33 protein-coding genes and 2 tRNA genes are annotated in these 26,688 nt (G+C 60.9%); 21 read left to right on the top strand and 14 right to left on the bottom strand.

Annotation, left to right across the window (positions count from 1 at the left end; translation table 11 throughout):
• Positions 1 to 120: 120 nt before the first annotated feature.
• From PPGU16_RS09345 to PPGU16_RS09335, 3 genes are all read left to right on the top strand, one after another.
• Positions 121 to 4,215 (top strand): RHS repeat-associated core domain-containing protein, encoded by a 4,095-nt coding sequence (locus tag PPGU16_RS09345; protein WP_207795225.1) that lies wholly within the window; start codon positions 121 to 123, stop codon positions 4,213 to 4,215.
• Positions 4,196 to 5,143, top strand: coding sequence for a hypothetical protein (locus PPGU16_RS09340; RefSeq protein ID WP_180719742.1), 948 nt, complete (start codon positions 4,196 to 4,198; stop codon positions 5,141 to 5,143). Before PPGU16_RS09345 ends, PPGU16_RS09340 begins: the two co-directional genes overlap by 20 nt.
• Positions 5,144 to 5,221: 78 nt before the next feature.
• Positions 5,222 to 5,500: a hypothetical protein gene (locus PPGU16_RS09335; protein WP_180719741.1), complete on the top strand. Its 279-nt coding sequence runs from the start codon at positions 5,222 to 5,224 to the stop codon at positions 5,498 to 5,500.
• A gap of 451 nt (positions 5,501 to 5,951) precedes the next feature.
• Here PPGU16_RS09335 and PPGU16_RS09330 read toward each other — a convergent pair.
• Positions 5,952 to 6,028: transfer RNA gene (locus tag PPGU16_RS09330), tRNA-Met, on the bottom strand.
• 256 nt (positions 6,029 to 6,284) lie between these two features.
• Here PPGU16_RS09330 and PPGU16_RS09325 point away from each other — a divergent pair.
• Both PPGU16_RS09325 and PPGU16_RS09320 read left to right on the top strand, forming a co-directional pair.
• Complete coding sequence (locus PPGU16_RS09325) at positions 6,285 to 6,782, top strand: heme-degrading domain-containing protein (RefSeq protein WP_180719740.1); 498 nt, start codon at positions 6,285 to 6,287, stop codon at positions 6,780 to 6,782.
• Between the two features lie 3 nt (positions 6,783 to 6,785).
• Positions 6,786 to 7,124 (top strand): DMT family transporter, encoded by a 339-nt coding sequence (locus PPGU16_RS09320; RefSeq protein ID WP_180719739.1) that lies wholly within the window; start codon positions 6,786 to 6,788, stop codon positions 7,122 to 7,124.
• Positions 7,125 to 7,151: 27 nt separating this feature from the next.
• On the opposite strand, the gene PPGU16_RS09315 is transcribed toward PPGU16_RS09320, so the two are convergent.
• Complete coding sequence (locus PPGU16_RS09315; protein ID WP_036005681.1) at positions 7,152 to 7,505, bottom strand: hypothetical protein; 354 nt, start codon at positions 7,503 to 7,505, stop codon at positions 7,152 to 7,154.
• A gap of 149 nt (positions 7,506 to 7,654) precedes the next feature.
• Positions 7,655 to 7,879, bottom strand: coding sequence for a hypothetical protein (locus tag PPGU16_RS09310; RefSeq protein WP_180719738.1), 225 nt, complete (start codon positions 7,877 to 7,879; stop codon positions 7,655 to 7,657).
• A gap of 165 nt (positions 7,880 to 8,044) precedes the next feature.
• On the opposite strand from PPGU16_RS09310, the gene PPGU16_RS09305 reads away from it, so the two are divergent.
• Positions 8,045 to 8,320, top strand: a complete 276-nt coding sequence (locus PPGU16_RS09305; protein ID WP_180719737.1) for a hypothetical protein — start codon at positions 8,045 to 8,047, stop codon at positions 8,318 to 8,320.
• Between the two features lie 208 nt (positions 8,321 to 8,528).
• Positions 8,529 to 8,816, top strand: a complete 288-nt coding sequence (locus tag PPGU16_RS09300) for a DUF1488 family protein (protein WP_180719736.1) — start codon at positions 8,529 to 8,531, stop codon at positions 8,814 to 8,816.
• A gap of 30 nt (positions 8,817 to 8,846) precedes the next feature.
• On the opposite strand, the gene PPGU16_RS09295 is transcribed toward PPGU16_RS09300, so the two are convergent.
• Complete coding sequence (locus PPGU16_RS09295; RefSeq protein ID WP_180719735.1) at positions 8,847 to 9,830, bottom strand: NAD-dependent epimerase/dehydratase family protein; 984 nt, start codon at positions 9,828 to 9,830, stop codon at positions 8,847 to 8,849.
• A 130-nt stretch (positions 9,831 to 9,960) separates the two neighbouring features.
• On the opposite strand from PPGU16_RS09295, the gene PPGU16_RS09290 reads away from it, so the two are divergent.
• Together PPGU16_RS09290 and PPGU16_RS09285 are read left to right on the top strand one after the other, a co-directional pair.
• Entirely contained in the window at positions 9,961 to 10,710 is a 750-nt protein-coding gene (locus tag PPGU16_RS09290; RefSeq protein WP_180719734.1) for a TetR/AcrR family transcriptional regulator, read from the top strand.
• Between the two features lie 102 nt (positions 10,711 to 10,812).
• Entirely contained in the window at positions 10,813 to 11,943 is a 1,131-nt protein-coding gene (locus PPGU16_RS09285) for an enoyl-CoA hydratase/isomerase family protein (protein WP_180719733.1), read from the top strand.
• A gap of 32 nt (positions 11,944 to 11,975) precedes the next feature.
• Here the strand turns inward: PPGU16_RS09285 and PPGU16_RS09280 are convergent, their stop codons facing one another.
• Entirely contained in the window at positions 11,976 to 12,395 is a 420-nt protein-coding gene (locus PPGU16_RS09280; RefSeq protein WP_180719732.1) for a hypothetical protein, read from the bottom strand.
• A gap of 593 nt (positions 12,396 to 12,988) precedes the next feature.
• Here PPGU16_RS09280 and ssuD point away from each other — a divergent pair.
• From ssuD to PPGU16_RS09260, 4 genes are read left to right on the top strand one after another with little or no spacing between them, the layout of a single operon-like run.
• The gene (gene ssuD / locus PPGU16_RS09275) at positions 12,989 to 14,152 is read left to right on the top strand and encodes an FMNH2-dependent alkanesulfonate monooxygenase (RefSeq protein ID WP_180719731.1); all 1,164 of its coding nucleotides are present in this window, start codon (positions 12,989 to 12,991) and stop codon (positions 14,150 to 14,152) included.
• Positions 14,153 to 14,209: 57 nt separating this feature from the next.
• Entirely contained in the window at positions 14,210 to 15,040 is an 831-nt protein-coding gene (gene ssuC / locus PPGU16_RS09270; protein ID WP_180719730.1) for an aliphatic sulfonate ABC transporter permease SsuC, read from the top strand.
• A complete protein-coding gene (locus tag PPGU16_RS09265; protein WP_180719729.1) occupies positions 15,037 to 15,945 on the top strand; it encodes an ATP-binding cassette domain-containing protein in 909 nt (302 codons plus the stop codon). Before ssuC ends, PPGU16_RS09265 begins: the two co-directional genes overlap by 4 nt.
• A gap of 45 nt (positions 15,946 to 15,990) precedes the next feature.
• Complete coding sequence (locus tag PPGU16_RS09260; protein ID WP_012401038.1) at positions 15,991 to 16,206, top strand: TOBE domain-containing protein; 216 nt, start codon at positions 15,991 to 15,993, stop codon at positions 16,204 to 16,206.
• 67 nt (positions 16,207 to 16,273) lie between these two features.
• On the opposite strand, the gene PPGU16_RS09255 is transcribed toward PPGU16_RS09260, so the two are convergent.
• Positions 16,274 to 16,549 carry a hypothetical protein gene (locus PPGU16_RS09255; RefSeq protein ID WP_180719728.1) on the bottom strand — a complete coding sequence of 92 codons (276 nt, stop codon included), beginning with the start codon at positions 16,547 to 16,549 and terminating at the stop codon, positions 16,274 to 16,276.
• Positions 16,550 to 16,747: 198 nt separating this feature from the next.
• Here PPGU16_RS09255 and PPGU16_RS09250 point away from each other — a divergent pair, with 198 nt between their 5' ends.
• Together PPGU16_RS09250 and PPGU16_RS09245 are read left to right on the top strand one after the other, a co-directional pair.
• On the top strand, positions 16,748 to 16,948 hold the full coding sequence (locus tag PPGU16_RS09250) for a hypothetical protein (RefSeq protein WP_180719727.1): 201 nt from the start codon (positions 16,748 to 16,750) through the stop codon (positions 16,946 to 16,948).
• 35 nt (positions 16,949 to 16,983) lie between these two features.
• The gene (locus PPGU16_RS09245; protein WP_180719726.1) at positions 16,984 to 17,235 is read left to right on the top strand and encodes a hypothetical protein; all 252 of its coding nucleotides are present in this window, start codon (positions 16,984 to 16,986) and stop codon (positions 17,233 to 17,235) included.
• Positions 17,236 to 17,571: 336 nt separating this feature from the next.
• Here PPGU16_RS09245 and PPGU16_RS09240 read toward each other — a convergent pair whose 3' ends face one another.
• Positions 17,572 to 17,838, bottom strand: a complete 267-nt coding sequence (locus PPGU16_RS09240) for a hypothetical protein (protein WP_007588017.1) — start codon at positions 17,836 to 17,838, stop codon at positions 17,572 to 17,574.
• Between the two features lie 341 nt (positions 17,839 to 18,179).
• Between PPGU16_RS09240 and dusA the strand changes: the two genes are divergently transcribed.
• The 3 genes from dusA to PPGU16_RS09225 all read left to right on the top strand — a co-directional run bounded on the left by dusA (position 18,180) and on the right by PPGU16_RS09225 (position 20,209).
• The gene (dusA, locus tag PPGU16_RS09235) at positions 18,180 to 19,181 is read left to right on the top strand and encodes a tRNA dihydrouridine(20/20a) synthase DusA (protein WP_180719725.1); all 1,002 of its coding nucleotides are present in this window, start codon (positions 18,180 to 18,182) and stop codon (positions 19,179 to 19,181) included.
• A gap of 92 nt (positions 19,182 to 19,273) precedes the next feature.
• Positions 19,274 to 19,349 (top strand) — tRNA-His (locus PPGU16_RS09230).
• 389 nt (positions 19,350 to 19,738) lie between these two features.
• Positions 19,739 to 20,209 carry a hypothetical protein gene (locus tag PPGU16_RS09225; RefSeq protein ID WP_180719724.1) on the top strand — a complete coding sequence of 157 codons (471 nt, stop codon included), beginning with the start codon at positions 19,739 to 19,741 and terminating at the stop codon, positions 20,207 to 20,209.
• A gap of 669 nt (positions 20,210 to 20,878) precedes the next feature.
• Here PPGU16_RS09225 and PPGU16_RS09220 read toward each other — a convergent pair.
• From PPGU16_RS09220 to PPGU16_RS09200, 5 genes are read right to left on the bottom strand one after another with little or no spacing between them, the layout of a single operon-like run.
• Positions 20,879 to 22,096, bottom strand: coding sequence for a site-specific integrase (locus PPGU16_RS09220; RefSeq protein WP_180719723.1), 1,218 nt, complete (start codon positions 22,094 to 22,096; stop codon positions 20,879 to 20,881).
• Complete coding sequence (locus PPGU16_RS09215; RefSeq protein ID WP_180719722.1) at positions 22,065 to 22,292, bottom strand: DUF4224 domain-containing protein; 228 nt, start codon at positions 22,290 to 22,292, stop codon at positions 22,065 to 22,067. Before PPGU16_RS09215 ends, PPGU16_RS09220 begins: the two co-directional genes overlap by 32 nt.
• Positions 22,289 to 22,876: a J domain-containing protein gene (locus PPGU16_RS09210; RefSeq protein ID WP_180719721.1), complete on the bottom strand. Its 588-nt coding sequence runs from the start codon at positions 22,874 to 22,876 to the stop codon at positions 22,289 to 22,291. The genes PPGU16_RS09215 and PPGU16_RS09210 overlap by 4 nt, the downstream gene beginning before the upstream one ends.
• Positions 22,873 to 23,088 (bottom strand): hypothetical protein, encoded by a 216-nt coding sequence (locus PPGU16_RS09205; protein WP_180719720.1) that lies wholly within the window; start codon positions 23,086 to 23,088, stop codon positions 22,873 to 22,875. The genes PPGU16_RS09210 and PPGU16_RS09205 overlap by 4 nt, the downstream gene beginning before the upstream one ends.
• Positions 23,085 to 23,558, bottom strand: a complete 474-nt coding sequence (locus PPGU16_RS09200; protein ID WP_180719719.1) for an ASCH domain-containing protein — start codon at positions 23,556 to 23,558, stop codon at positions 23,085 to 23,087. The genes PPGU16_RS09205 and PPGU16_RS09200 overlap by 4 nt, the downstream gene beginning before the upstream one ends.
• Positions 23,559 to 23,593: 35 nt before the next feature.
• Between PPGU16_RS09200 and PPGU16_RS09195 the strand changes: the two genes are divergently transcribed.
• Positions 23,594 to 24,121: a hypothetical protein gene (locus tag PPGU16_RS09195; RefSeq protein ID WP_180719718.1), complete on the top strand. Its 528-nt coding sequence runs from the start codon at positions 23,594 to 23,596 to the stop codon at positions 24,119 to 24,121.
• 32 nt (positions 24,122 to 24,153) lie between these two features.
• On the opposite strand, the gene PPGU16_RS09190 is transcribed toward PPGU16_RS09195, so the two are convergent.
• On the bottom strand, positions 24,154 to 25,224 hold the full coding sequence (locus PPGU16_RS09190; RefSeq protein ID WP_180719717.1) for a phage Gp37/Gp68 family protein: 1,071 nt from the start codon (positions 25,222 to 25,224) through the stop codon (positions 24,154 to 24,156).
• 32 nt (positions 25,225 to 25,256) lie between these two features.
• Here PPGU16_RS09190 and PPGU16_RS09185 point away from each other — a divergent pair, with 32 nt between their 5' ends.
• A complete protein-coding gene (locus tag PPGU16_RS09185) occupies positions 25,257 to 25,802 on the top strand; it encodes a DUF6680 family protein (RefSeq protein WP_180719716.1) in 546 nt (181 codons plus the stop codon).
• Here the strand turns inward: PPGU16_RS09185 and PPGU16_RS09180 are convergent.
• Positions 25,799 to 26,299 (bottom strand): Lar family restriction alleviation protein, encoded by a 501-nt coding sequence (locus PPGU16_RS09180; protein ID WP_180719715.1) that lies wholly within the window; start codon positions 26,297 to 26,299, stop codon positions 25,799 to 25,801. The genes PPGU16_RS09185 and PPGU16_RS09180 overlap by 4 nt on opposite strands.
• Positions 26,300 to 26,341: 42 nt before the next feature.
• Here PPGU16_RS09180 and PPGU16_RS09175 point away from each other — a divergent pair, with 42 nt between their 5' ends.
• Positions 26,342 to 26,581: a hypothetical protein gene (locus PPGU16_RS09175; RefSeq protein WP_180719714.1), complete on the top strand. Its 240-nt coding sequence runs from the start codon at positions 26,342 to 26,344 to the stop codon at positions 26,579 to 26,581.
• Positions 26,582 to 26,688 lie beyond the last annotated feature (107 nt).

The following is a 26,688-nucleotide window of genomic DNA, read 5'->3' as shown; positions in this document are numbered from 1 at the left end:
GCGACAGCGTTTCTGGAGAAACATCAGGACGAAGTCGACAAGATCGCGAACAGCAGCGTCGTCAAGTCGGCAACGGGTGCCGTGAACGATGTGATGAACAGCAGCGTCGTGAAGGCAGGCATGAGCGCCATGCACGCCGTCAATGAGCTATCGCAGAACGTAACCGATGCGCTCGGCGGCAATGTCGGAAATGGCGGAGGTGGACGGCCCATTTTCATCAATGGTTTCATGCGCGCGACTGCAGGCACGCATACTTACCACGTCCCGGGTCTGCACTTTCCGTTGGGCGCGGGGTTTGCGGGTACTGACGCGACAGGGCCATCGCAGGACTCCGAGTCGTTCATGGGCAGCCGTACGGTACTGGCCAACAACGATCCGCTATCGTTCCTGGCGTTGCCCGCGCTCAGTTGCTGGTTCGTGGGTATGGAACCGATGGGGCACAACAGCGCGCATACGGATCGCACATACCCGTCGTTGCCCACGTCTGTGTTGCTGCCTATTCCGGCAGGCAATCCCGTTCTGGTTGGTGGGCCGCCCGTGATGAACATGATGGCGGTGGTCGCCGCGTTGTTCAAGGCATTTCGTGGGTCGAAGCTGGCGAAGAAGCTGTTCGACAAGTTCCCATCAGGCTATATCAAGTGCGTGATCTTCGACGCGGAGCCGGTTAACTCGATTACGGGTGAAGTGGTTGTCCAGCAGAACGATTTCGTCATCGATGGACGATTGCCCTTGACATGGGATCGCTACTACGCGAGCCACGATACGTTTATTGGCGCTCCCGGTCGCGGTTGGCAGAGTCCGGCCGATATCCGCGTCGAACTGGTGCGGGACGGCGGGCAGTTTGGCGCAGCCGTCTATTTCCCGGACCACGCGACGGCGTTTGATGAGTTTCCCGTCGCATCCGGCTGGGGAGAGCGTCGCTACGATCGCCAGCATGGCCATGCGCTATATATTCAGGATTGCATACTGATAATACGTGCCCGCGCCGGCATCGAATATTCGTTTGCACTGCCGGAACATTGGCGCGACGAGGTGCCACCGCTTGGGCAACGCAAACCCTTGGTCGTGAAGCTGACGCAGATGTCCGATCTGAACGGCAACGGTTGGCGGATGGTACGCGATGCACAGAACACACGAGGCGGGCCAGTGCTGCAGTTCATCGAATGGTCCGGCGATGCGCCCACCGGACGTGCCGTTCAGTGTTTTGCTGGCGACGTGGAGGGATGCATCGGCAGGGTCATCCTGCGTAATGCGCAAGGGGGGACTCATCCGCTGGTTCGGTATCGGCAGGACAGGTCAGGTGCGCTGGTCTCGGTCCTCGACGCGCTGGACGTGCCGTATAGATTCGAATATGGCGATGCGCAGCAGATGGTCCGGCATACGGACCGCAATGGGCTGTCATTCTGGTACCGGCATCGATTGCATGAGGATGGTGTATGGCGTGTCGAACGAGCGTGGGGTGATGGCGGCCTCTACGACTATCGCTTCACATACGACCCCGAACATCTGGAGACGCGCTTTACCGACTCGCTTGGCCATGTGACGGTGCTGCAGTACAACGACCAGCAGTGGCCGGTGGCGCGTATCGACGGACTGGGCGGCGTGCGCAGCTACCAGTACGACGGGCAGGGACGCACGAGTGCGGAGGTGGACCCGGCGGGCAACACGACGACGTGGGAGTACGACGAATACGGCAACTTGCTCGCGCATACGTTGCCGGATCGAAGCGTAGTGCGCACGCGCTACGACAGCGATCATCGGCCCGTCGCCATTACCGACCCTGAAGGCGGCGTATGGCAACAGGCGTGGGATGCCCGGGGCAATCTGCTGAAGCAGTTGACGCCGTCGGGCATCGCGACCGCGTTTGACTATGACGCGCAGGGCCAGCTTGCGCAGGTGACTGATCCCGCCGGTCAATCGACGATGCTGGCCTACGACGCGCTGGGGCATCTGTCGAGCCTGACGGATGCACTGGGTCGCACGACCGCGTTTTCGCACGACGCACGAGGCAATCTGATCTGGCGGAAGGCGCCGGGCGAAGAGCCGACGGCATACAGGTGGGACGCAAAAGACCGGCTGGTGGCTTGCGAACTTCCCGGCGGACGCCACGTGCGCTGCGAATTCGATGCTGAAGACAACCTGATCCGGTATCAGGACGAGTCGGGTCACACGACGGCATTTGGCTACTACGGGCAGGGGCAGCTGGCGAGCCGCATCGATCCGGACGGTGGCGTTACACGCTATCACTATGACACCGAAGAGCATCTGACGGGTGTGACGAATCCGCTTGGTCAGACGTGGCATCTGAAGCGCGATGCGGCCGGGCGACTGACTGAAGAAATCGACTACTACGGGCAGTCCCGTCGATACGGGTACGATCCCGCCGGTCATCTGATCCGCACCATCGATCCACTCGGCCATGCACTGTCAGTCACTTGCGATGCGATGGGGCGCATTACGCGTCGGCGTGTCGAACGGGAAGGCGGACAGGAAGAGCGGTACGCGTATAACCGCAGAGGGCAACTAACCGAGGCGCGCAACGCGTGCAGCACGGTTCGGCGCGTGTACGACGTCGACGGCAGACTCACCGCCGAGGCGCAGCAGCAATCGGAGACGCTCGGGACGCTGGAGTACGTGTACGACGATGCAGGGCGGCTTCAGACGCAGCGTCGCGAACTGAAGCATCTGGTGGATGAAGTCTGTTTGCAGCAGACGCTGGTGTATGGGTACGACGCGGTTGGTCAGGTGCAGCGTGTGCAGATAGACGGGCACGAGCCAATACGCTTCACGCGAGATATGGCGGGGCGGCTTACCAATACGCGCTGTAGTGCTGCCCTTGGCCACCGCTACGAGTACGACCGCGCAGGACGGCTGAGCGAGCACGTCACGATGCGCGCGGATCATCGCGACGAACATACCGGTTACACCTACGACGCCAGCGGCAATCTGGTGATGCGGTCGGACAGCCGGCTCGGGGAGGATCGGTATCGCTATGATCCGCTCGGCCGGATCGTCGAGCATACGGATCCGGCCGGGCGTTTGCGTCACTTCGTCTATGACCTGCATGGCGACCGCTTTCGGGCCCATAAGGATGGACAGGGCCGTGTGTTGCAGCACGAAGATGGCGAACTGTGGCGAATGGATGTGGCGGGACAACTCGTCGAGCGGCAGAGCCGTGCGACCGGAGTGCAACGGCTGGAGTGGGACGAGTTCGGAAGGCTTGCGTGCTTCGAGAATACGCACAATGAGTGCTGGCGGTATCTGTACGACGCACTCGGGCGGCGGGTAGGGAAAACGGCTGCGGAGGTGAGGCGACGCGTCGAAGGTGTCAGGCATGGACAGCAGGGGGCGCGCACGTGGTTCCTGTGGGATGGCGACGTGTTTGCTGGCGAGCTGAGGCGCGGGGCGGACGGAGCGGACCAGGCCTCCATCGCGGCGGATGCGGGGCGGTTTTATGTCTATCATCCCGACAGCTTCGAGCCGCTGGCGATGCAGGTCGTGGCGCGGTCAGGCGATGCGAGCGTGGTGGATGGTGAAGCCGGGCTGTACTATTACCAGAACGATCCGAATGGCGCGCCGGTCAGATTGCATGCGGGCGACGGACGGATCGTGTGGGAGGCGCACTATGGTGTGACGGGGAAGGTTGATCATGTTGAGACGTGTCTGATCGATCAGCCGGTGAGGTTGCAGGGGCAGTACCATGACGCCGAATCTGGCCTGAGCTATAACCGGCATCGGTACTTTGATCCGGATACTGGCTACTTCATCAGTCATGATCCCATTGGGCTGAACGGCGGTATTAATCCGTACCAATTTGCACCCAATCTGTTCGGATGGGCAGACCCTTATGGGCTGTCAACTGTTTACCTTAGAGACAACGAGGTATATGTAGGAAAGGCAAAGCAAAACGCGAAAACGAGATATAAAAACGGTTCGGTCGCTACAGACATTTTAACGGGCATTCCAAATACCGATGTCGCGCAAGGTGTCGAGCAGATAGTTTATGAAAGAATGAAAGAAAGCGATCTAGCTCACTTGATGACAAATGTGCGGCGTCCTGTAAATATGGACAACAAGAAAAAAGTCTGGAGAAGACAGAGAGGCGAAGAATGGTTGATGGCCGAGTTTGGGGTGAACTATCAAGATGTGATTGATGAGAGGGTGGCTTCCCACTATAAAGGAAGGAAGTGTGCAAATGCAGCTAAGACTCGATAAGTTAGCGATTGATGAGATTAGGAATTTACCTCTCTCGAATATTTCCGTAAAAATAGAACGATTTGGTGCGTCTATTAATATTCTCAACGCACTGAATTCGCGGCTTGCCTACAGTCAAGTGCCGATTGTGTTGTCTATCGATGGGCGAGAGCAATCCAGCGAAACCACGTTAGTGGGCTTGGATATATTCCAGGTTTTATGTTGGGCAGGCGACATTTCCATGAACGCCGTATTAACGCTTCCTGTTCAAAGTATTGAACAGCTCTCGAAGGTGCGGGATATCACCAGATTGAGATTGCGAGGCTATTTTGATAAGAAAATTGATCTTGGTGTGATTGAGAAGTTTAGTAATCTCGTAGAACTGGAATTTGAACTGGGAGTGAATAAAAAGCAATTGGAAGTTATTAATAAGTGTAAAAAATTGCAAACACTTGCAGTCGCTCGCCTTGATCTGAATGGTCTGTTTCGAAATGAAAATATTAATAAATTAAGAGTGGGTCAATTACTTTCGAATTCCCGTTTATTGGTCGACAAGACGCCAAATCTCGTTGAGATTGATTTGGAGAAATGTAAGGACCAAGGAAATTTTGCATTCATTTCGGAGTTGCCAAATATCTCGTCGCTCACCTTTCGGTACGTTAAGAGCATGCGTAACATGTGTATGACTAAAAATCCCAAAAAACTTAAAACATTGCAATTTATCGGTGCGAGTGCACTTGAAAGCGTGGGTTCTTTGGAGCAGGCGGACGAGTTGGAGAATTTGCTTATGACAGATCTGGAGAATGTTGAAGTGGACGATTTCTTTGTGCTAAAAAAGCTGAAATCGCTTAAGTGTGCCTATGTGACGTTTAAGGATCCAAAAAAGAATGCAAAAGTCAAGAAATTTATAGAGGATGAGGGTTGGTTATATCAGCAGCCCGGACTGTAGGATTGCATGTTACGAAAAAAATGGCCGCAAGAGCGGCCTTTGCTCGTCTAATTCGGCGGTGGTAATCACAAGTCGGCCGTGATCGACAGCGATCACTTCAAACTCGGTTGCGCGAATCGCACGCTCGGGATGTGGGTGCCGCAATGGAACCGCGAAGCGGGTGAGGCGATCCGCACGCGCTTGCAAGGCGTGGGCGTGAGCCGCGAGAGCGGGCATGAGCGCTTCGATGGCAGCGAGGTGTTTCCCCGGTCCGACGAGGCAGGCAACGTAGCAGCCTTATACGGCCGCAAGATCCGCGATAATTTGAGTGCGGGCACGGCGTATCACATGTATTTGCCGGGGCGAGTACGCATATAACCACAGGGGCAGGGGGCAACTGACTAGGCGCGCATCGCGTACAACACAGTCCGGCGCATGTATGACATCGACGACAGACTCACCGCCGACGCGCAGCAGCGGGGGACGCTCGGTACGCGGGTACGTATACGACGCTGCAGGACGGCCCTAGACGCAGCATCGGGAACCGAAGCATCTGGCGGATGAAGTCTGTTCGCAGCGAGCAGACGTTGGAGGACGGATACGTGGCCGTTGGTCAGAAGCAGGGCGTGAAGATAGCCTAGACAGGCATGAGCCAATAGAATTTACTCGCGATACAGTGGGCCGGCTCGCGCGCCGCGTGAATTCCGCGAGGAGCGCAAAACGACTCAACAGCGTCACCGATTGACCTTCAGCGGTTACGTTGAGACTTAAACGGACCCCAAAAAGCAAAAAGGGCTACACGCCAACGCGTTGTAACCCTTTGCTTGTTTGGTTGCGGGGGTAGGATTTGAACCTACGACCTTCGGGTTATGAGCCCGACGAGCTGCCAGACTGCTCCACCCCGCGTCCGTCGAAGAAAAAATTATAGGGCAACCGCATGCTCAATGCAATCAGTTTTTAAGAATCGACATGAAAGTGCAGAAAGCGACGGTGATCTTGCTCGCGGCGACAAGTGCATCGAAGGCGCATCGAATGTCCGTCGCGACTGTGAGAGCATGGCCACGTAGCGCACAACACGTGCGCTAGAATCGCCGTTCTTCGACGCCGCACGAGACTTCGTAACGCGTGTGGCTCGCATCCATCAACGCTCTCTCGACACGCCATGGACATCGCTCACGATTTGCAGTCGATCGCTGCGCAGGAACACTCGCTTGTCTTTCATCACTTCGATGCCGACATCACATGGCAACTCGGCGCGTATCTGCATGAGGTCGCGAAAGCGCGCGGCCTTGCGATCGCCATCGATATCCGCACTTTCGGCCAGCCCATGTTCTTCTCGCTGCTGGAAGGCGCGACGCCGGACAACGTCAACTGGGCGCGCCGCAAGGGCAACACGGTCGCGCATTTCCGCCGCAGTTCGTACGCGATCGGGCTGAAGCTGCAGGAGTCGAACGGGACGCTCGCCGACAAGCACAGCCTTCCCGTGGCCGACTACGCCTCGCATGGCGGCGCGTTTCCGCTGACCGTGAAGGGCGCGGGTGTGATCGGATCGGTGACGGTATCGGGGCTGCCGCAGCGCTCGGATCACGAGCTCGTCGTCGAGGCGCTGTGCGCGCAACTCGGCCACGACTACAGCAAGCTCGCGCTTGCGAAGGCCTGACGCATGCGCGTGCCGCCCTATGCCTTGCTCGGCATCGCCATCGTCGCCGAAGTGATCGCGACCTCGGCGCTGCGCGCGTCGGAAGGCTTCACGCGTCTCGTGCCCGCGCTCGTCGTGCTGCTCGGCTACGGCATTTCCTTCTACTGCCTGTCGCTGACGCTGAAGAGCCTGCCCGTCGGCATCGTGTATGCGATCTGGTCCGGCGTCGGGATCGTGCTGATCACATTGGTCGCGATCGTGATGTACCGACAGGTGCCGGATATGGCGGCTGTCGCGGGCTTGAGCCTGATCGTCGCGGGCGTCGTGGTGCTCAACCTGTTTTCGAAGATGCAGGCGCACTGACGCCGCGCGGCGTTGACTGCTAGCGAATCACTTGCAGCGAATCACCATCGAACGGTTCTTCACGCTCGCCGACACCACGTTCGTGACGCTGCCGCCTGCCAGGCCGCCATCGTCGTTGTCCTTCGAGACGATGTCGTAACCCGTCGCGCCGCACGCCTTGCCCGCCAGCACATAGCACGATGCCCAGCTCGAACTCGCGTCGGCGCCGCTGCAGCTGACCGCGAAGCCGGTTTCGCCGTTGGGCAGATTGATCAGCTTGGTTTCGTTCGACGACGCGCATGCGCCAAGGCTCGCAATCGCGAGTGCGGCAAGCGGCAGCGCCGCAGCACGAATCGCGTGGGAGACAAGAGGGTGGCGCGCGCGCCGTTCGATCGACTTCATTGTGTTTCCTTCCAGAAATAGGCTGTGACGCGAGCGCGGTGAAACAGGAGCCGCCAGCGACGTCAACCCGATGTGGGCGACGAACTATCGCTGGCGCGCCGCACATCGAACGTGATGCGGGCCTCGAGGCTCGACGGGACGGCGACGCCTCAGGATTGCGGCCGGAGGCTTGGGTGTCCCATTTCGGACAGATCGATACGGATGTTCGCCTGGCCGACGACGCGCCGGCTTTCGGCGCCTTCTTCCGTGGCCGCATCTTCCCAGATGCTGATCGCCTTCGGAATATCGATGCCGTGACTTTCCGCGTATGCGAACCACGCGTTGGCCGCGTCCGGTTCGGGGATCTCGCGCTCTCGAAGCCAATATTTTCCCATATCGTCGGTCCTCGTCCGGAAATTGCAGGCGGCGCGCCCGTGAGCGCCTGTTGGCGTGGCCACACAGAACTTATCGCGCGGCGCGATGACTTACCATGTATCGCACGTGGCGTGCCGCGTGCTGTCAATCCGATGACTTGCAACAACAGCTAACGAGAGGCGAACATGGCAGAGCGGGTGAGCGGCCCTTATCGGGGCTATTACATCAGCGCATCGGCGCGGCTCGTGCCGCCGCACGAGCAGGCGCGGCGCGCGGGCGAGCGGGAAGGGCTGTACGTCGGATCGGTCAGTCTGTCGGAGCGCGGGCCCGACGATCCGCACCGGATAGAAACGCTGATCGAAATCGGCGACGAGCATCGCTTCGCGACGGAAGACGAAGCGCTGCTCTTCGTCGAGAAAGCGGGCCGCGCGTATGTCGACCGGCTGCTCGACGTTGAGTGATTCCTGGCGCTCATGCGCAGCATCGGCGAAACGCGTGCCTCACGGCAGCGAAGCGGCCCCGGCAAAACGCGCCATACCCGACGCTGGACCGCCGCATGCCGCAACGGGTACCATAAAGCCCGCTGATTGGGCCAGTCGTCCGCATGCCGGTTCTCGCGCACCTGTGCGGCACTCGCCTGGAACGCCGGATTTTCCCGATGAGGTCACCATGGAGATTCGTTTTCCCGCGGACGCGCCCGCCTACCGCGACTTCAATCTGACGCTGGTGTTTCCGGCGCTGGTCGACGGTGAACGGGTGCCGTGCGCGATTTCCGTCGAAGCGCTCGAAGATCATTTCGGCGCCGATGGGAACGACACCGACGCCTGGCGTCGCGCATTCGATGCCGGCCGCGAGCGTATCGAAGCCGTCGCGCGCGAACATCTGCTGATCAGCAACGGCACGCCCGTTTTGCTCAAGAGCGGCCACTTCCCGCCGGGCAATCTCGCGAGCAGCTGAGCGGCATGAAGCGTTTGCGGGGCGGCGCCGTCACGCCGCCTGCGCGCCACCAGCCTGCCGCACCGCACGCTGCGCAGCCGTCAGCGACTGCGCAATGCCCGCTTCATACGATGTCTTTCCGACGGGACCAATCAACCTGGTCAGCGCCGAGTCGTCGAGGACGACGGGGTCCGTCAGCAGGTAATGCATTTCGACCATTTCGCGCAGCAGCGGGTCGAAGAGACCCATGATGCGCAGCATCGTCTTGTTCGCCACCATCCGTTTCGGTTCGCGCTGCGCGAGCGCGTAGGCGCGTTCTGCGATGTCGCGCTGCGTGATGGTGCCCGCGCCCGCCAGATGCAGCACGCGGCCAAACGCTTCAGGCGTGCGTGAAAGGCGTTCGACAACAGGCCCCACATCGGGCATGAACACGAATTCATGCGGCACGTCGATCGGGCCGATCATCTGCGCGCGCGTACCTTGCGCCGCGCCTTCGAAGACGCCATGCAGCAGGCTGCGCTCGACGCCCGGACCATAGAAGTCCGGCAGGCGCAGCACGAGCGTTTCGAGCCCGTCGTGGCCATGCGCGTCGATCACGAGATTTTCCTGCGCGAGCCGCATCTTGCCTTTGAACGTATGCGGCTCGCGCGGATGCGACTCGGTGACGGGCATGTTGCGCGCGCGCCCATATGGATAAACGGTGCCAATCAGGACCAGGCGCTGCACGCCGGCTGCACGCAGTCCGTCGAGCGTCTTTTGCATGAGCAAGGGATGCTGCTCGAACTGGTGATACGGCACGCCGACCAGATACACCGCAGTCTGCAAGCCAGATGCCGCGGCGGCGATCGAGGCGGGATCGTCGGGATTCCACGTGAAGACTTCCGCGAGCGGATCATGACCGAACGACGCCTGTAGCGCCTGCCGCCCGCGTCCGATCACCCGATAGCTTCGGCCCGCCGTGCTGAGCGCGTGGGCGATGCTGCGTCCGGCGGCGCCCGCCGCGCCGAACAGCCCGATCTGTGCTGCGTTTTCCATGACATCTCCCGTCGACCGCGCCAGCGTTCCGTCAGTTGAAACTGAGCGCGAGAAATATACTGAACACTGTTCATTGAACGATGTTCAGTTTAAATTGACTTTTCAGTTTGTCAACCGGAAAATCGCTGTCATGGGAATCGCCGAAAGAAAGACTCGTCAGAAACTGGAACTGCGCACGCGCATCCTCGATGCCGCGCGGCGCATCGTCATGCGCGAGGGCTTTGGCGCGCTGTCGATGCGCAAGATCGCCGACGCGATCGAATACTCGCCCGCCACGCTGTATTTGCATTTCGAAAGCCGCGATGCGATTGCGCGCGCGCTGTGCGCGGAGGGCTACGCGCAACTGCTCGCCAGTTTCGAGCCGTTGATAGCCATCGAGGATGCCGCCGACCGGCTCAAGGCGATCGGCCGCGCGTATGTCGCGTTCGGCGTCGCGCATCCGGAAACGTATCGGCTGATTTTCATGGAAGACCCGTCGTATACGGGCGCGGCGCTCGTTGGCGAGGCGAACACTGATGGGGGAGACGACGCGGACCATGCAGACGACAAAGCCTTCCGTCTGATGATCGAATCGATCGACGCGCTCAAGGCAGACGGCCGTCTGCCCGGTGCGCCCGACAGCCAGGTATGCGCCGAGGCGTTCTGGGCGACGATGCACGGCATCGTCGCATTGCATCTGACTTGCCCCGTGTTTCCGCGCGCGCCGCTCGACGCCGTGGTGGACGCCGCGCTCGTCGCGTGGTTCGGAGCGGGCGACGCGACAACAGCGGCGAACAACGGCGAAACGACAGGCGAGGGCGCTGCGCCCGATCAGACGCAGCACGTCGACAAGCCGTCAAAGCCGCGGCGCGTCGCATCATCGAAACCAAAGGCCGCATGAGCCCACGCCGGCGCGTCCAAGCCTGCCGGTTTCACTGAAGAAGTCCGATACGCGTGCTACCTTTTGCGTCGCATGCCCATTCAACCGCTTCACGCACACACCATGTCGATACCCGAATCGTCCCGCGGCTCCGACGAGCTGATCGCCTATGTCGCCAATCGCATTGGCTTCATCGAACTGAACCGGCCGAAGGCGCTCAACGCGCTGTCACTGGACATGATGCGCGCGATGCACGCGGCACTCGACCAATGGCGCGAAGATCCCGACGTGCTGGCTGTCGTGGTGCGCAGCACGAGTGAGCGCGCCTTCTGCGCGGGCGGCGACATCCGTTACCTGTACGAGTCGTTCCGCCGCGGCGACGGCGATGCCGTGGACACGTTCTTCATCGACGAATACCGGCTCGACCACGCCATCTTCACCTATACGAAGCCGTATATCGCCTTCATGAACGGCATCGTGATGGGTGGCGGCATGGGCATTTCGCAAGGCGCGCATCGCACGGGCGGCTTGCGCGTCGTGACATCGACGACCCGCATGGCGATGCCGGAAACACGCATCGGCCTGTTCCCCGATGTCGGCGCGGGCTGGTTTCTTGCGCGCACGCCGGGCGCGATCGGCCGCTATCTCGCTGTGACGGGCGAGACGATCGGCCCCGCCGACGCGCTCTACGCCGGTCTTGCCGACGCGTGGCTGCCCGATGAAGCGATTCCCGCGCTGATCGACCGCCTGAAAACGCAGTCATTCGAGCAGGGTGCCGACGTCGTCGCCGCCGTGCTGCACGAAGCGCAATCGCACAAGATCGTGCCGACGCCCGATACGTCGCCGCTCGCCGACGCTCGCACGTCGATCGACCGGCACTTCGCGTTGCCGGACCTCGTGCAGATCATCCAGTCGCTCGATCGGGAAGGCGATTGCACCTACGCCGACTGGGCCGAGCAAACGGGCGCCGTGCTGCGCGAGCGCTCGCCGCTGTCGATGGCCGTTGCGCTGGAAGTGGTGACGCGCGCCGAAGGCACGATGGCCGAATGCCTGCGCCGTGATCTGGACTTGACGCGCTCGTCGTTCGAACGCGGCGACGCGCCGGAAGGCATCCGCGCGCGCATCATCGACAAGGACAACAAGCCGCAGTGGCGCTTTGCGCGCATCGAGGACGTGACGCGCGCGGACGTCGAGAAGATGTTCGACAGCCCGTGGCCCGCGAACGAGCATCCGTTGCGTGACCTGCAGGGCTGAAGCAAGAGAAGAAGAAACGGGCGGGCGCGGCCTCAGTCGTCGCTCGTCATGAAGGCGCGCATGAACACGAGCGCGCCCCAGCCCCACATCGCATTCGACGCGAAGCCGAGCGCAAGGCGCGGCAGCATGTTGCCCGTCGGCCAGATGCCGCGCAGGGGATCGACGACGAACACGCTCGCCGCCGTCAGTACGATGCCGCCGAATACGAACGCCTGAACCCACGGCGCGTGGCGCTCAGGCGACACGCGCAGCAGCCACGCCATCAGCACGCCCCACACCGAACTCCAGATCGCGTTGGCGATGAACTCCGGCAGCCCGACGGGCACGAACGGCGCGGTCGAGAACCCTGTCGGGTCGATGAGTCCGGCGGCGTGCAGGAGCGCGAGGGTCGACTCGTGAAAGAACAGCGACGCCAGAAAGCCAGACACGAACGGCAGGATGATTTTTTGCATGCTTGACAGCGACGGTCGCCGGGCGTCATTGACTTTGCGCAACGCCCGCGCAGGTTGATCGGAACGAGCGCCATTATATCGGCGGCGCGGAGCGGATCAGGTGCGCTGGCGGACGGTTCGCTCGCGCGGCGTATGCTGCAGCGTCAGGTAAAGCACGAAAGTGGAAAACCTAAGCTCAAAAAAATCGTTCAAAAGACAGAGCGCGGTCCATAGACTGTTTTCCCATGCAGACGGCGCAGCACGCATGAAGCGTGTGCGGGAAGCACATGCAAGGCGCCGCCGCCCGACACGCATCGCGCACATTGAATACCGCGCGCTGCGTGCGCCGATCAGATCGATTCACTTGAGAGAACCCGTCGCGATGTCCCATCCGATGCCCATTCGCGCTCGCCCGGCTGCGCCGTCCGCGGCGCGCGATTCCGGCCTGCCGGGCAGGCCGCCTCGCTGTCGCCGCTGAACGCGGTCTTCTTCAATCATCCGTTTTCGATGCGCTGCGCGTGCGCGGCAGGGCGCACTCACGCCTGTCGCATGCAACTGCACGCAACGCGTCGCGTCATCCCTCAGACATCAGACGAACAAGGCAGGAACTGCAGATGAATGTGTTCTGGTTCATTCCGACTCACGGCGACAGCCGCTATCTCGGCACCTCGCAAGGCGCGCGCGCAGCCGACTATGACTACTTCCGGCAGATCGCCGTCGCAGCCGATACGCTCGGCTACGAGGGCGTGCTGCTGCCGACGGGCCGCTCGTGCGAAGACGCATGGGTCGTCGCGTCGAGCCTGATTCCCGCCACGAAGCGCCTGAAGTTCCTCGTTGCGATCCGTCCGGGGATCTCGTCGCCGGGACTGTCGGCGCGCATGGCGTCGACCTTCGACCGCCTGTCGGGCGGGCGTCTGCTGATCAACGTCGTGACGGGCGGCGATGCCGCCGAACTCGAAGGCGACGGCCTGTTCGTCGATCACGACACGCGCTACGAAATCACCGACGAATTCCTGCGCATCTGGCGCGGCCTGCTGACGAGCGCACATCAGGGCGAGAGCTTCGATTTCATCGGCAAGCATCTGACGTCGAAGGGCGGCAAGGTGCTGTATCCGCCCGTGCAGGATCCGCATCCGCCGCTGTGGTTCGGCGGCTCGTCGCCGGCGGCGCACGAGATGGCGGGCGAGCACATCGACACGTATCTGACGTGGGGCGAGCCGCCCGAAGCGGTGGCGAAGAAGATCGCCGACATCCGTGCGCGCGCCGCGCAGCACGGCCGCAAGATCAAGTTCGGGATTCGTCTGCATGTGATCGTGCGCGAAACGGAAGACGAAGCGTGGGCTGCCGCCGACAAGCTCATCAGCAAGCTCGACGACGACACGGTTGCGCGCGCGCAGGCGTCGTTTTCGAAGATGGATTCCGAAGGCCAGCGGCGCATGGCCGCGTTGCACGGCGGCAAGCGCGGTTCGCGCAAGGAGCTGGAGGTGTATCCGAACCTGTGGGCAGGCGTAGGGCTCGTGCGCGGCGGCGCGGGTACGGCGCTCGTCGGCAGTCCGGAGCAGGTCGCGGCGCGCATGCAGGAATACGCGGATCTCGGCATCGAAACGTTCATCCTGTCCGGCTATCCGCATCTCGAAGAGTCGTACCGCTTTGCCGAACTCGTGTTCCCTCTGCTGCCGGGGCGGCAGCGCGCGGCGGTGAGCGGAAACCTTCCGCTGTCTGGGCCGTTCGGCGAGATCGTCGGCAACAACTATGCGCCGAAGGCGTCGCAAAGCTGATCGTTGTCCATAGGCGATGCGCAACGACGCATCGCTTGATGAAAGGAGTGCTGGTTTATGTCGACTGTTTCTGGCAACCGTGCTGCGAGTGTGAGTCTCGTGCGCCTGAATCTCGGGCCGTTCGCGCTCAGGTTCGCGCCGTGGATCGTGCCGCTCGTGATCCTGCTCGCGTGGGAAGTCGCCGCGCGCAGCGGCGTGCTGTCGACGCGTGTGCTGCCCGAGCCGCTCGCCGTCGTGAAGGCCGCGTGGTCGCTGATCGAGTCGGGCGAAATGTGGGCGGACGTGAAGGTCAGCACGTGGCGCGCGGTGTCCGGCTTCGCGATTGGCGGTGGCATCGGCTTCGTGCTCGGCCTTGCGACAGGTCTGTTCCGACCCGTCGATATCGCACTCGACACCACCGTGCAGATGATCCGCAACATCCCCGCGCTCGCGATGATCCCGCTCGTGATCCTCTGGTTCGGCATCGAGGAAGAAGCGAAGGTGTTTCTGGTGTCGCTCGGCGTGTTCTTCCCTATCTACGTGAACACGTATCACGGCATCCGTTCCGTCGACGCCAACCTGATCGAAATGGCGCGCAGCTACGGCGTGAAGGGCTTCGCGCTGTATCGCGACGTGATCCTGCCGGGCGCGCTGCCGTCGATTCTCGTCGGCGTGCGCTTCGCCTTCGGGCTGATGTGGGTCACGCTGATCGTCGCGGAAACGATCTCCGCGCAATCGGGCATCGGCTACATGACGATGAACGCGCGCGAGTTTCTGCAAACGGATGTGGTGGTGGTCGGGATTCTGTTGTACGCGGCGCTCGGCAAGCTCGCCGACATGCTCGCGAAAGGCCTGGAGCGCGTGTCGCTGCGCTGGCATCCCGCGTATCAACGAGGAACGAAGGCATGAGTACGAGCACATTGTCCGTATTGATGGGCGGGATGACGGGCGTGGATATCGAAGCCGAACGCCGGCAGCAGGGCACGCACGAGCTTGCATCGACGCAAGCACCCGCGCTGCGCGAGATCGCGCGTGAAAAGCAGGATATTTCGGTCGAACTGCGCGGCGTCGGCAAGCGCTACGGCGAGCGCGCGGTGCTTGCGGACTTCGATCTGTCGATCGAGCGCGGCAGTTTCGTGTCGATCGTCGGGCGCAGCGGCTGCGGCAAGTCGACGTTGCTGCGGTTGATCGCGGGTCTCGAAGCGCCGACCTCGGGCACGCTCGACAAACACGCCGACGGCTCGCAGCCCTTCGACACGCGGATCATGTTTCAGGACGCGCGTCTGCTGCCGTGGAAGACGGTGCTGCAAAACGTGATGCTAGGACTCGGCCGTTCATCGCGGGACAAGGCGCGCGCGGTGCTCGACGAAGTCGGCTTGCTCGAACGCGCGAACGACTGGCCCGCGCAGTTATCGGGCGGCCAGCGGCAGCGCGTCGCGCTGGCGCGCGCGCTCGTGCATCGGCCGCAACTGCTGCTGCTCGACGAACCGCTCGGCGCGCTCGATGCGTTGACGCGTATCGAAATGCACGCGCTGATCGAACGGCTGTGGCGCGAGCATCGTTTCACGGCGCTGCTCGTCACGCACGACGTGCAGGAAGCCGTCGCGCTTGCCGATCGCATTCTGCTGATCGAGGAGGGCAGGATCGCGCTCGATCAAGCCGTGCCGCTCGCGCGGCCGCGTGAACGGGCGACGGCGGCGTTTGCGCAGATCGAAGAGCGCGTGTTGCAGCGTGTGATGAAGACACGCGCAACCGACGAACCATCGCTTCACACACAAACCGTGCATGCACGCGATATCCGCTGGGCAGTCTGAACGCTGGCCGGATACTTTTTCATCGACCCACCGGAGCTATCCGATATGAGCATTTCCGCGATCAACGTACGCAACCAGTTCAAAGGCAAAGTGAAGGAAATCATCCGCGGGCCCGTCGTGTCCGAAGTCGATGTCGATACACCGTTCGGCATCGTCACGTCGGTCATCACGACGCGCTCGATCGACGAACTCGAACTGAAGGTCGGCGCGGAAGTGGTCGCGCTCGTCAAGTCGACGGAGGTATCGATTGCGCGCCTGTGACGCGCTGTTACGCGCGACGCGCGGCGGTCGCTGAGCCGCAGCGCGTCGCAGATTCACACGCTGCCCGCTATTTCGCGTTCGTCGCGCTGGCGGGCGGGTGAACCGACATGTCGTCGTTGGGCGGCTTGCGTGGCTTCTTGACGGGCATGTTGTCGGGATTGGTCGCGCTCGCCGCGCCCGAAGCCGCCGCGGGCGGCGGTTTTACCATCGGCGTGCCGCCCCCTTGCGGCGTGACGGTCTGGCCCCACGCCACCTGCGCAACACCCGCCGATGCCGCCAGCACGGCGGCGCTTCCTATCGACGCCCATGCATGACGTCTGAGTTTCATCATCGTCGCAATCATTGGGTTCTCCCTGCGGTTTTTTTCGTTGTCGCTAGGCGCGTGCCAGCCCCTGCGGCTACGCGTTTTCTTCGCATCCTGTCACCGTGCGGGGGCGCGTCGCGGCCCGGGCAATCCCGGCTGGAAGTGCTAGCATGAACTCAGCATCGACTGGCGCATTGCCATACGGGCGGCGCGCCGCCAACGAATGCGGAGGCTGCGATGACGAAGTCCTTGAGTGCAGATGCAATCGATACCTTGCGGCAACTGAACGACATCGGAACGGGGCAGGCGGCGCCTGCCGTCGAGCCCGTCGTCGAGAAAGAGTTGCTGGGCGCAGGGCTGGTGGCGAAATCGGGGAAGGGCGCGGGTGTCGAAATCACCTGCGACGGCAGGAAATACCTGTCCGGCGATTGCGATTGATGCTGACGAGAGAACCTGAGACGGAGGGACGCGCGATGGAGCCGAAAGGCATCGACATGGGCGACTATCAGGAGCGCTACAAGGAGTTCGAGATGGAGGTCTGCGTCGAGCAGGTGCTCACGGGCGTCAAGGCGCACTTCCGTATACTGAAGGACGACGCCGTGATGCTGGACTGGCGGCTCGTGCCGATCGACGGCTTCTGGTCGACCGAGCACGCGGCGGCCGAAGCGGGATTCCGGGCGGCGCGCGAGGCGATTGATGTCGAACTTCTCGCGGCCGGCGGATGAGCGTTTTACACGGCGCAAAAAAATAAAGCCGGATGCTCTCAGAAGAACATCCGGCTGAACTACACCTGCAACAACAGACTGCGTGGTACTACCAGGGTACGGCAACTTCACACTACTGGTGCTTCCAGATACTGCTACTTCGCCATCAACGGTACTGCTTTACTACGGTCAAGCTTTGATTGCGGTACTGCTACATCTGGAACTGCAACTTCGAGACTACCTGCTGCCACTTCGACTACCACTACAACTGCAAGTACTGCGTGCTACCAGTGCTGCTCGATACTGCTGGGTACTGCCTGCTGCGAAACTGCTGTGTGCTTGCGGTCCGGCTTCGGCTTAGTGGCCGAAGAACACCGAACCCGGGCCCGTCACGGGCTCATGCTTGCCAGCTTGCGACGAACCGTTTTGCACGCCACCGTAGGCGTTTGCGTTGGCTTGTTGCGCTTCAGCTGCCAGCGTTTCTGCGTTCTGGCCTTGTTGCGATGCCGGTGCGCCAACCGTCGGGTTGTAGTGCGGAGCCGGACCGTAGCCGCTTGCGAAAGCGGGAGCAGCCAGCGTGGCGGAAGCGGCGATCAGAACTGCGGCGATAAGCTTGGTCTTCATGGTGAACTCTCCGAAATGTTTTGATTCAGTAAGACGTTGCGGTCTTTGCTTTGCAGCGGTCTGTTCGCAACGTCGATGGAAGCCAGTGTATACCCCTACTATCGGTTTTTTGTGCCGATAATTTGAAATTACTATTCTGAGATTAGAAACAATGCTGGGAGGTAGGCTGGGCGGGGTTTTGCTGCGTATGCGCCCTTATAAACCAGGCGTCGCGGGCGGAAAAACCTTAGGGAAATCATGGGCTTCCGGGGTTGTTGCAGCGCAAAACGAGGGGTGAAGGGCCCGCTTGCGGTAAAATTGCGGGCTGAATTCACGCTGTTTTCTTTCTGGTCTGCCGCCTCATGTCTTCGAAGCCTGTTTACAGTCCCCGCCGCGTATCCGTGGCGCCCATGATGGACTGGACTGATCGCCATTGCCGCTCGTTTCACCGCACGCTGTCGCGGCACACCTGGCTGTATACGGAGATGGTGACGACGGGCGCGCTGATCCACGGCGACGTCGAGCGCCACCTCGCGTTTACCGCCGACGAAGCGCCCGTCGCGCTCCAACTCGGCGGCAGCGAGCCGGACGATCTGGCGCGCTCGGCAAAACTCGGCGAACAGTGGGGCTACGACGAGATCAATCTGAATTGCGGCTGCCCGTCGGAGCGGGTGCAGCGCGGCGCATTCGGCGCGTGTCTGATGAAGGAGCCGCAACTCGTCGCCGATTGCGTGAAGGCGATGCGCGATGCGGTGTCGGTGCCCGTGACGGTGAAGCACCGGATCGGCGTCGATGACGTCGAAGACTACGCGTTCGTGCGCGACTTCGTCGGCACGATTGCCGAGGCCGGTTGCGAGGTCTTTATCGTGCACGCGCGCAATGCGATCCTCAAAGGTCTCAGCCCGAAAGAGAACCGCGAGATTCCGCCGCTCAAGTATGACTACGCGTATCGGCTGAAGCGCGACTTTCCGCAACTCGAGATCATCATCAACGGCGGGATCAAGACGCTCGACGAAGTCGAAGCCCATCTGCAGCACGTCGACGGTGTGATGCTCGGCCGCGAGGCGTATCACAACCCTTACGTGCTGGCCGATGTCGACGCGCGTTTCTACGGCTCGACGGATGCCGCGCCGACCCGCGAAGAAGCGGAAGCGAAGCTGATCGAGTACTGCCGCGCGGAACTCGCGCGCGGCACGTATCCGGGCGCGATTGTGCGTCATGCGCTGGGGCTGTATCGCGGCGTGGCGGGTGCGCGCGGATGGCGGCGCGTGCTGTCGGACAGCAAGAAACTCCAGGCGCGCGATCTCGCGATTTTCGACGAAGCGCGACAACATTTGCGCGAGCCCAGCGAAATCTTTGAATAAAGGGCTTTGCAAATACGGTTCGTGTTTGTATAATCTCGCTTCTTCGTTGCTGAGCACCGCTCTGCGGCAGGCGGCGAAGATGTAGTGCAGTGGTGGCTGTAGCTCAGTTGGTAGAGTCCAGGATTGTGATTCCTGTCGTCGTGGGTTCGAGTCCCATCAGCCACCCCAGAGAATTGAGCGTTATCAAGTAGTTAAAGGTGTTCCCGAATTGCACATAGCGAAATTCGGAACGGAAAATAGAATTTCGGAAGCAAGCCCGCACAATGTGCGGGCTTTTTTCGTTCGGCGCGCATACCAGAAGGAATATTCGGGGGCGTGTGATAAGCAGCGTTTTTCACAGTAGCGACGTTTCGGATGAGCCCGATGTTTCTTTGTGAGCGGGCGCGTCGAATAACGCGCCCGACTGCAGTGGGTAGTCGGCGGGAAACGTTAGTACTGCTGCTACCTCTGAAAAACTTCGGCCCTGCTCGCAATGGAGTCTCGGATACCGCGGGCAGTATTTGCACTACCGGACCGCAAGATAACCGCCACAGCGACAAACCGCGAGCGAGATAACTATGAATCGGAAAGCAATTCCTCAGGACGTTCAGGCGCGACTGCTCGCTGAGAGCCGGCGGAGATGCGCCGTCTGCTATGGGCTACATAAAGATCTCAAGGTGAAACGCGGGCAGCTAGCCCACCTGGATCAAAATTCTTCGAACAACAATCCGGAGAATATTGTTTTCTTGTGCTTTGACCATCACGACATTTACGACTCGACAACACGCCAGTCGAAAAATCTCACCCATGGCGAGATTCTCACGTATCACAAGCAACTGTTAGAGGACCTCCAGCGTCAATGGTCTTCCGGCGAGTTTAGTGCCCCCCCGCCTCCTGCCCCGATCTCCGTCATCCTCAACGTCCAAAATACTGGAGGGGCGGGCGGTGCTGGCGGGATGTTTGGAGGCGGTGGAGGTGGAGGCGGAGCGCCCGGCGGCAGCGGCGGTGACGGCGGTCAGGCTAGCTCTTTCCCAGAACTCAAGGCATGACCTATCGGCTAAGCGTCACGCACTCCGGTGCGACTCTTATTTCCTGTCCCATCAGCACGATTTACGGTCGCACTCTTGCTTTGTTTGGTCTTTTGTTCCCTAGCCATCTTCAAGAACGGCCTCAAGACGCGCCAGTCGCGCTGGGAAAACTCGTCCGCACGATTGAAGACTCCCTGCAAGAGGACCTAGAGGCACACTCCCGTTGGTTGATGCTGTGCGCTTCCCAGACTGAAGAAGCGGCTGTTGTCGACTTATCGAGTGACTCGGAGCGCGTCAAAACTACTCTAAGCGACTTTCACGGCGGTCATGGCGGAGATGGTGCGTGGCCGGCGGGAGGCGGCGGCGGTGGCGGGAGTGGCCCCTTGGGCAGCAACGGCGGCAGCGGCGCGGAAGGTGCAATGTTGCTGTTCGAATACGACTCCGACGGGCACCTAATTGATATTGAGGCTTTCGTTTTGGCCGGAAAATTCGATTGGAAGGCGCCTCCGCGGGTCGCTGCTGTCATGCCATATCTCTTTGGCGGGGGTGGTGGCGGGGGTGGCGGCGCAATCAGTATGCAACCCAACAACCTCCGATGAGATGCAGCAGCGTAGAACGCAAATGATCGTTGCGATGCGCGAGGAGAAGGTTCGCCTCGGAGCTTTGGGGGGCATCATCCCGAAAGGCTAGTTATTCGGTCGCTTTTGCGATTTTGACCTTGCGTCGGTCGTAGTGTCGATGCGTCGTGCTGGGGTTTGCGTGCGCTGCGAAGTCGTACGCGTCGTCGTCACGCTGGTCGAGCTTTGCGGTGATAGCCGTCGGCCGGATGTCGGAGAGCGCGAAGTACTCGCCGTGCTCGGTAATCATCAGTTCCATCGCGCCGCGCATCGGTCGATTGATGCGGTTCGCGATTCGTTGCGCTGCCTCGTGCATCTTTTTGGCCTGGTACTCGGTCGCGATCTCCGGATCGAACGCGCCGATGTAGCTATACATCGCGTCCTGCCATACGGACGACCACCCGCTCTTCGAATAGGGCTGGCCAGTACGATTCGGAAAGAGGAACAGGCTGGCCACTTTGCGGTCGCGCTTCGCACGCTCGACGACTACGCGCAGGCGCAGCGACCATTCGCGCAGTTTATAGACTGCGCGCTCCCCTTTTCTGCGTTTTGCGTTTTCGACGCGCACGCCGGCGTCGATCAACCCGGACATGTGAAACGGTCGGATCTCAGCGGCGCGGAAGCCGGTGAGGTAGCAGAACATCGCGGCGAGCCCCATCGTGCGATATGACTGCTCCTGCTTGAGCGACCAAAGATAGAAGCGCACGACCTGGCCGCGTTCGACCACGCGGACGTCCTTCTCCGTCTTGTTCTGCATCATCCCAACGAACGGATTCGCCTTGACAAGGCCCCATCGGATCGCGTAATTGCAGATCGTCGTCATCAGCGCCATGTCCTTGTTGGCGCCGGCCGGCGCGCCAGCCCTCGCGCGCTGTTCGAGATATTGATAGCCGTGGATTGTCTCCAGACTGAGCGGTGCCATGCGGCCAAAGAAGCGCGTGAGGCGCTCATACTGACCTTTGCGGACCTGCTTGCCCTCGCGTGACTGATCGCGGTAATGCATCGGGTCGACTTCATCGCGAAAGCGCTCGATCATCTCGGCCACGGATCCGGAGATGATCTGCCCAGCCTGAATGTCGAGCGCCTGGCGCTTCGCGGTGCGCTCGGCGACCGCGATCATGTGGCGATCGCCGAGCGGCGCCGTGGCCAGAGTCTGGCTGCGGCCGTCCGGGAACTTGTACCAGTACGAGATGCGGCGAGCCCCCGTGCGCTTATACAGTCGGTCGACGCCGGTGGTTTCGTTCTTTGCGGTGCGTTGCTCAGTTGAACGCTTGGAGGTTTGGCGATGCATCGTAGCGTGATGTCTTCTTGTCAGTTGATACGCCGAGCTTCATGTCGCGATAGGCGCGCGCGACCTTCGGCAGGCCGTTGCGGTCGACGACGTAGCGCCAATGGTTCTGATCGAGCCACTTGATCATGGCGGCGCGCTGGTTCGGCCGGCAATCGACGAGTGCGGCCAGTTCTGTCGAGGTGAGATAGTCGCTCATCGGTTCAGCTCCTTTTCGGCGGCGGCCAGTGCAAGGTTGAGTTCGGTCATGGCGTCGTGCGAGCCGCCTTTGTCCGGATGCGCGACGCTCGCGCGGCGCCGAAAGGCAAGCCGCGCCTCGACGAGACTCATTTCGTGCGGATGCAGCCCGAGTACTTCCCGCCAAGGTCGCTCCGCGCGCGGGGCGGGCAGGGCTGTGAAGCCGGTGAAAGCTGCGGCCATCATATCGCCAGTGCCCCAGCGCGCGATGCCACGTAGCGCGTCGATCGTTTTGACGATCGCCAGCATGTTGTGCTCGACCTTGTCCCAGCGGTCGCACGCGAAACACATCTGCTTGCCGTCGTATGTGAAATAGACGGCGACGCCTTCGTCGTCGGGCTTGCGAAAGTTCGCGTAGGGCAGACCGTCCTGTCGTAACGGGACGTTTGTCGAAACGACGAGGTCGCGGCCGCCGAGTCGGCGAACCTCCGCGACGATGGCGTCGCGTGCGACGGCAAACGTGGTGCTGAACTTCGCGCGCGATCGCCGATACGGTTCAGTTCGCTTGCGACCGGTCGGCCATTGAAGCGGGTAGGCGGTAGTCATTCGTTGTATTCCTTCAGATCTTCGATTGCCTGGATCATCTGGACGACATCGACGCTCGCGAGCGCTTGGGTCGCGCGTTTGAGCGAGGCTCGGATAAACATCGCGCCGAATACTCCGGCCGGGCCGATCTCGATGTAGTGACCAAGGATTGTCGTTACGCGATCGATCTGTGCGGCGAGGCCTGCAGCAAGGTTCACAGTTTCCGTCGTCATGCGATCGCTCCGAGTTCGTGCATCTGGCGCAACTGCGCGGCGACGTCGGGCGGCACGTCGAAGAACTGCAGGGCGCCTTTGCATTCGACGAATGGAACGGGGCGCGCGTCGACGAGACGGAATCCATAGGCTCCGTCGACATGCCATTTCGAGATGCGGTCCGCTGGCGCAATGCACGCCGTAATGGTGACGGCGCCGACGATGCCGCCCCGTTGCAACTGATCGAATGGCGGCAGCTCAATCGTCGGGCCCCCGCGCGACCAGAGCGGATCCTGCGCGTCTTCGTATTCGGCGCGGGTCATACTCTTCGACGCATGCACAAGCACGCGGCCGCGAAACTTCGTCGGCCAGCTGCGATTTTCGATGTCCTTCAGAACGCCGGCTGCGATCGCTGCAGAGCGCGCTTCCCCTGTGAGATCTGGCCTGACGATCAGCCACGCCCACGGCTGGCGGATGGAAAGAGCCTTCATGCTAGGATCCCCCTAAAAATTGGGACAGAAAAGCCATGGAAAAAATCGATGTCACGTATCGGCAGCGTAAAGATTGGACGCCTGAATCTTGGAATCAGGTAATGGGGATTTACGGCGCATTGAGGGAATGTGCTGCAATATTCGCGACTGGGGTTCTCGAGAAAGGTGCGGCGCCGACGGTTATATTTCACGCGGCATTTGCTTACGCGCTTGCTTGCCTGTCGGACGGCGTCCATAGACTTAAGAATGCCGGTAAGCCGATCACGTTTGCGGATGACGTCCAGGTCACAAAAAAGATTACCGACGTCAGCGTCCTTTTGAACGAATGCCGTAACGCGGCATGTCACATCAATAGCGGTCTGCATGAAGTCGACACAACGCGCCTGTATCTGCCTCCAGTCTTCGGTAAATGTGAAGAATTTGTAGATGTGAAAGGAACGCTGATTGGTGCTAGTGATTACGAGGACGATTGCGCCGTTTTCTATGGAAGCATGCGCATCTATCGTGATCGTCACGTCAAGCGTGCATTGATCGAGGCGTCTGCAGGGCTTGAAGAGCTGTAGGTGATAGTGCTGGCTCCGACGGTCACTCATGCTTACTCCGGGAATTCGTCGTGCGTGCGACCATCGAGCAAGCGGCCAGCTGCCTTCTTGCCGATCCTTGCGCTGATGTCATAGCAGGTGACTGGGTCAGACCAATGTGAGCTCCAGAGATGCGATTGAATCCGCGTGTTGCCTTCTTCATCGTTCAGAGGCACGCGCGATCCATCTGGCAGATAGATTCTGTCGTCCTCGCTGTCGATGCTCGCCGGATACCATTCGCCCCATTGCTTGAACAGGAACGGCACGTTAGCGGCTGCACATTGATCGCGTAACGATCGCGCCCAGTACGGATGCATCGGTCGCGCACCGTGTCCACTCTCGCCGCCGGCGATCACCCAGTCGATTCCATCATCGAACCCTGTCCACGAGGCGACAGCACCGCAGTGCTGGCACAGCGGGACAACCTCATCCCCGCCGGTGCTCGTGTCGACAGCGTCGACGTCGATGTAGTGCGAGTCTGGGCACACGTCCATGCAGGTGATACCCGTGGGGTCCAGATATCGCCTTAGATCGATGGGGCCGAGCATCGGCTCGATGCTGAGGAAGCGGACGGCGGCGGGCACCTCGAGCAGCTTTGGAATATCGCGATCAGCTTCTGCCTGGTTAATGATCGTCGCGCCGAGCCACACGCGGCCGTCGCCAATCAAATCGAAGGCGAGCCCGTCGCGCTGCGTGTATGGACGCACATTGCCGATCCGCTTCGTGAGGACGAGCCAGTCGAGATTCGGCGTATCCCCGATCAGCTTGAACAGGTCCATGCGCCACGCATCCGGCACAGCGTTGTCGAACACATCGGCCAGCGATGCGCAGAACACGCGCTGGCGGCGTCCGTGCTGGGCGAAGAACTCGGCATGCGCCTTGTCCCATTGCAGTGGCTTGCGCCAGTTCGCCGCCGACGTGCGGCGTCGCGGAGCACCCGGGCCCCAGTTGATCGCGGCACCGCCGGCGAACCGTGCATTGCGTGCCTCGGCATAGCAATGATCGCAGCCGGGCCCGACTTTCTGGCAGCCTTCCCACGGGTTGAAGGTGTGGTCGGTCCATTCGATTTTGCTGTTCTCGCTCATGCTACGATTCCTCCAACAAACGGAGACCGGATATGACCGACGGGGAATGGGTTATTGCTTTCGCTACGTTCGCGGGGCCGATTTTGGCCGTGCAGGCGCAGAAATGGGTTGAGCGCGCGAGAGAGTTCAGAAATCGCAAGAGCGCGGTTTTTCATATGTTGATGGCAACTCGCGGCGCTCGTTTGTCGCCCGATCACGTTCGCGCGTTGAACATGATCGACCTTACGTTTTATGGGAAGCCTGAAGGCAGGGCGCATAAAAGGACGTCTGGCGAACAGGCCGTGCTCGATGCATGGCACGAGTATCACGACCACCTTTCGACACCAAACGTGGCTGATCTTCCCGACCAGAACGCTTTCGCCGAGCGACGTGAGGATCTGTTCATAAACCTGCTTTCCGAGATGGCAGCAGACCTCGGTTATAAATTCGATCGCGTGGCTCTTAAAAAGAGCTGGTATACGCCCGCTGCGCATGGCGATACAGAGGCGCGTCAAGCGGAATTGATGCAGAGCGCAATTCAGGTACTCTCCGGTCGCGCGCCGATCAAGTTTGAAGCGTTTGATCGAAACCAGCATTAGCCTTCTCCCTTCTCTGCGCTTGCAGCGATAGCGGTGCTCATCTCGACCGCCTTGTTCACCGCGTCGCGCGCTTCATCGAGTGCTGTCGCGGAGATCTCCATGCCGCGTGCGATGCACGCGAAGAGTCCGCCGACCTTCGTCGCGACGAGTTGAATCACCGCCTCCGTATCTTTCGCCATCGCACTGTCGTCGACATTGGCAAACTGGATCCGACCGCCTACACTCGAAGATGCGGGCGCCCTGTGTTCCCTCGAAACGCCCGTACCGCCTGCCTCGCCTCCTTCGGGAGCGGGGCTTTTTTCTGCGCTGTAAGCTTCAGCGGCGCGGCGATTCCATGCGCTGATGGCTGACCCGGCCTCGAGATGCATCAGTGCGCCTTGCATGCCTTGGCACTTCCAATCAGCACAGCTCGCGCCATAGTGGCGACCCATATGCTTCAGTTCCGGCTCGCCGCCGCAAAACGGGCATGGCAGTAGATTTTTGCTGTTCTCTCTCATTCAGGCCTCAAGATTTTCAATGCGGTTGCCGACAACCGATGCATGGAAAACATCAGCCTTGACCCAAACGACCCAATGTGGAGCCTTGCGCGCTCCATGGAAAACACCGTTCGCACGATCCGGAAGGCACGCGGGCTGCGTAATCCCGAAGACTGCGTGCAGGGAACGCCGGACCACGAAGACGTGACCGTCGAGTTCCTGAAAGATCTGATGCGCATGATGGGCGACGATCCAGATGCGCCTGATGAAGATGACGAGCTCGGCGTCGACGCCGCAGGCTGAACTGCGTCCGTCGTTTTCCGACGAGCTTTCAGCATCGCACCAAACGACATGCCGATAGCGAGCGCGAAGAGCATGTAGACGGCGCCGATCAGCGCGCCAAGAGTGAT

The sequence above is a fragment of the Paraburkholderia largidicola genome (assembly GCF_013426895.1).
Taxonomy (GTDB): Bacteria; Pseudomonadota; Gammaproteobacteria; order Burkholderiales; family Burkholderiaceae; genus Paraburkholderia; species Paraburkholderia largidicola.
Note: the sequence above shows the minus strand (reverse complement) of the source record. Positions and strands in the feature narration are given on the sequence as shown.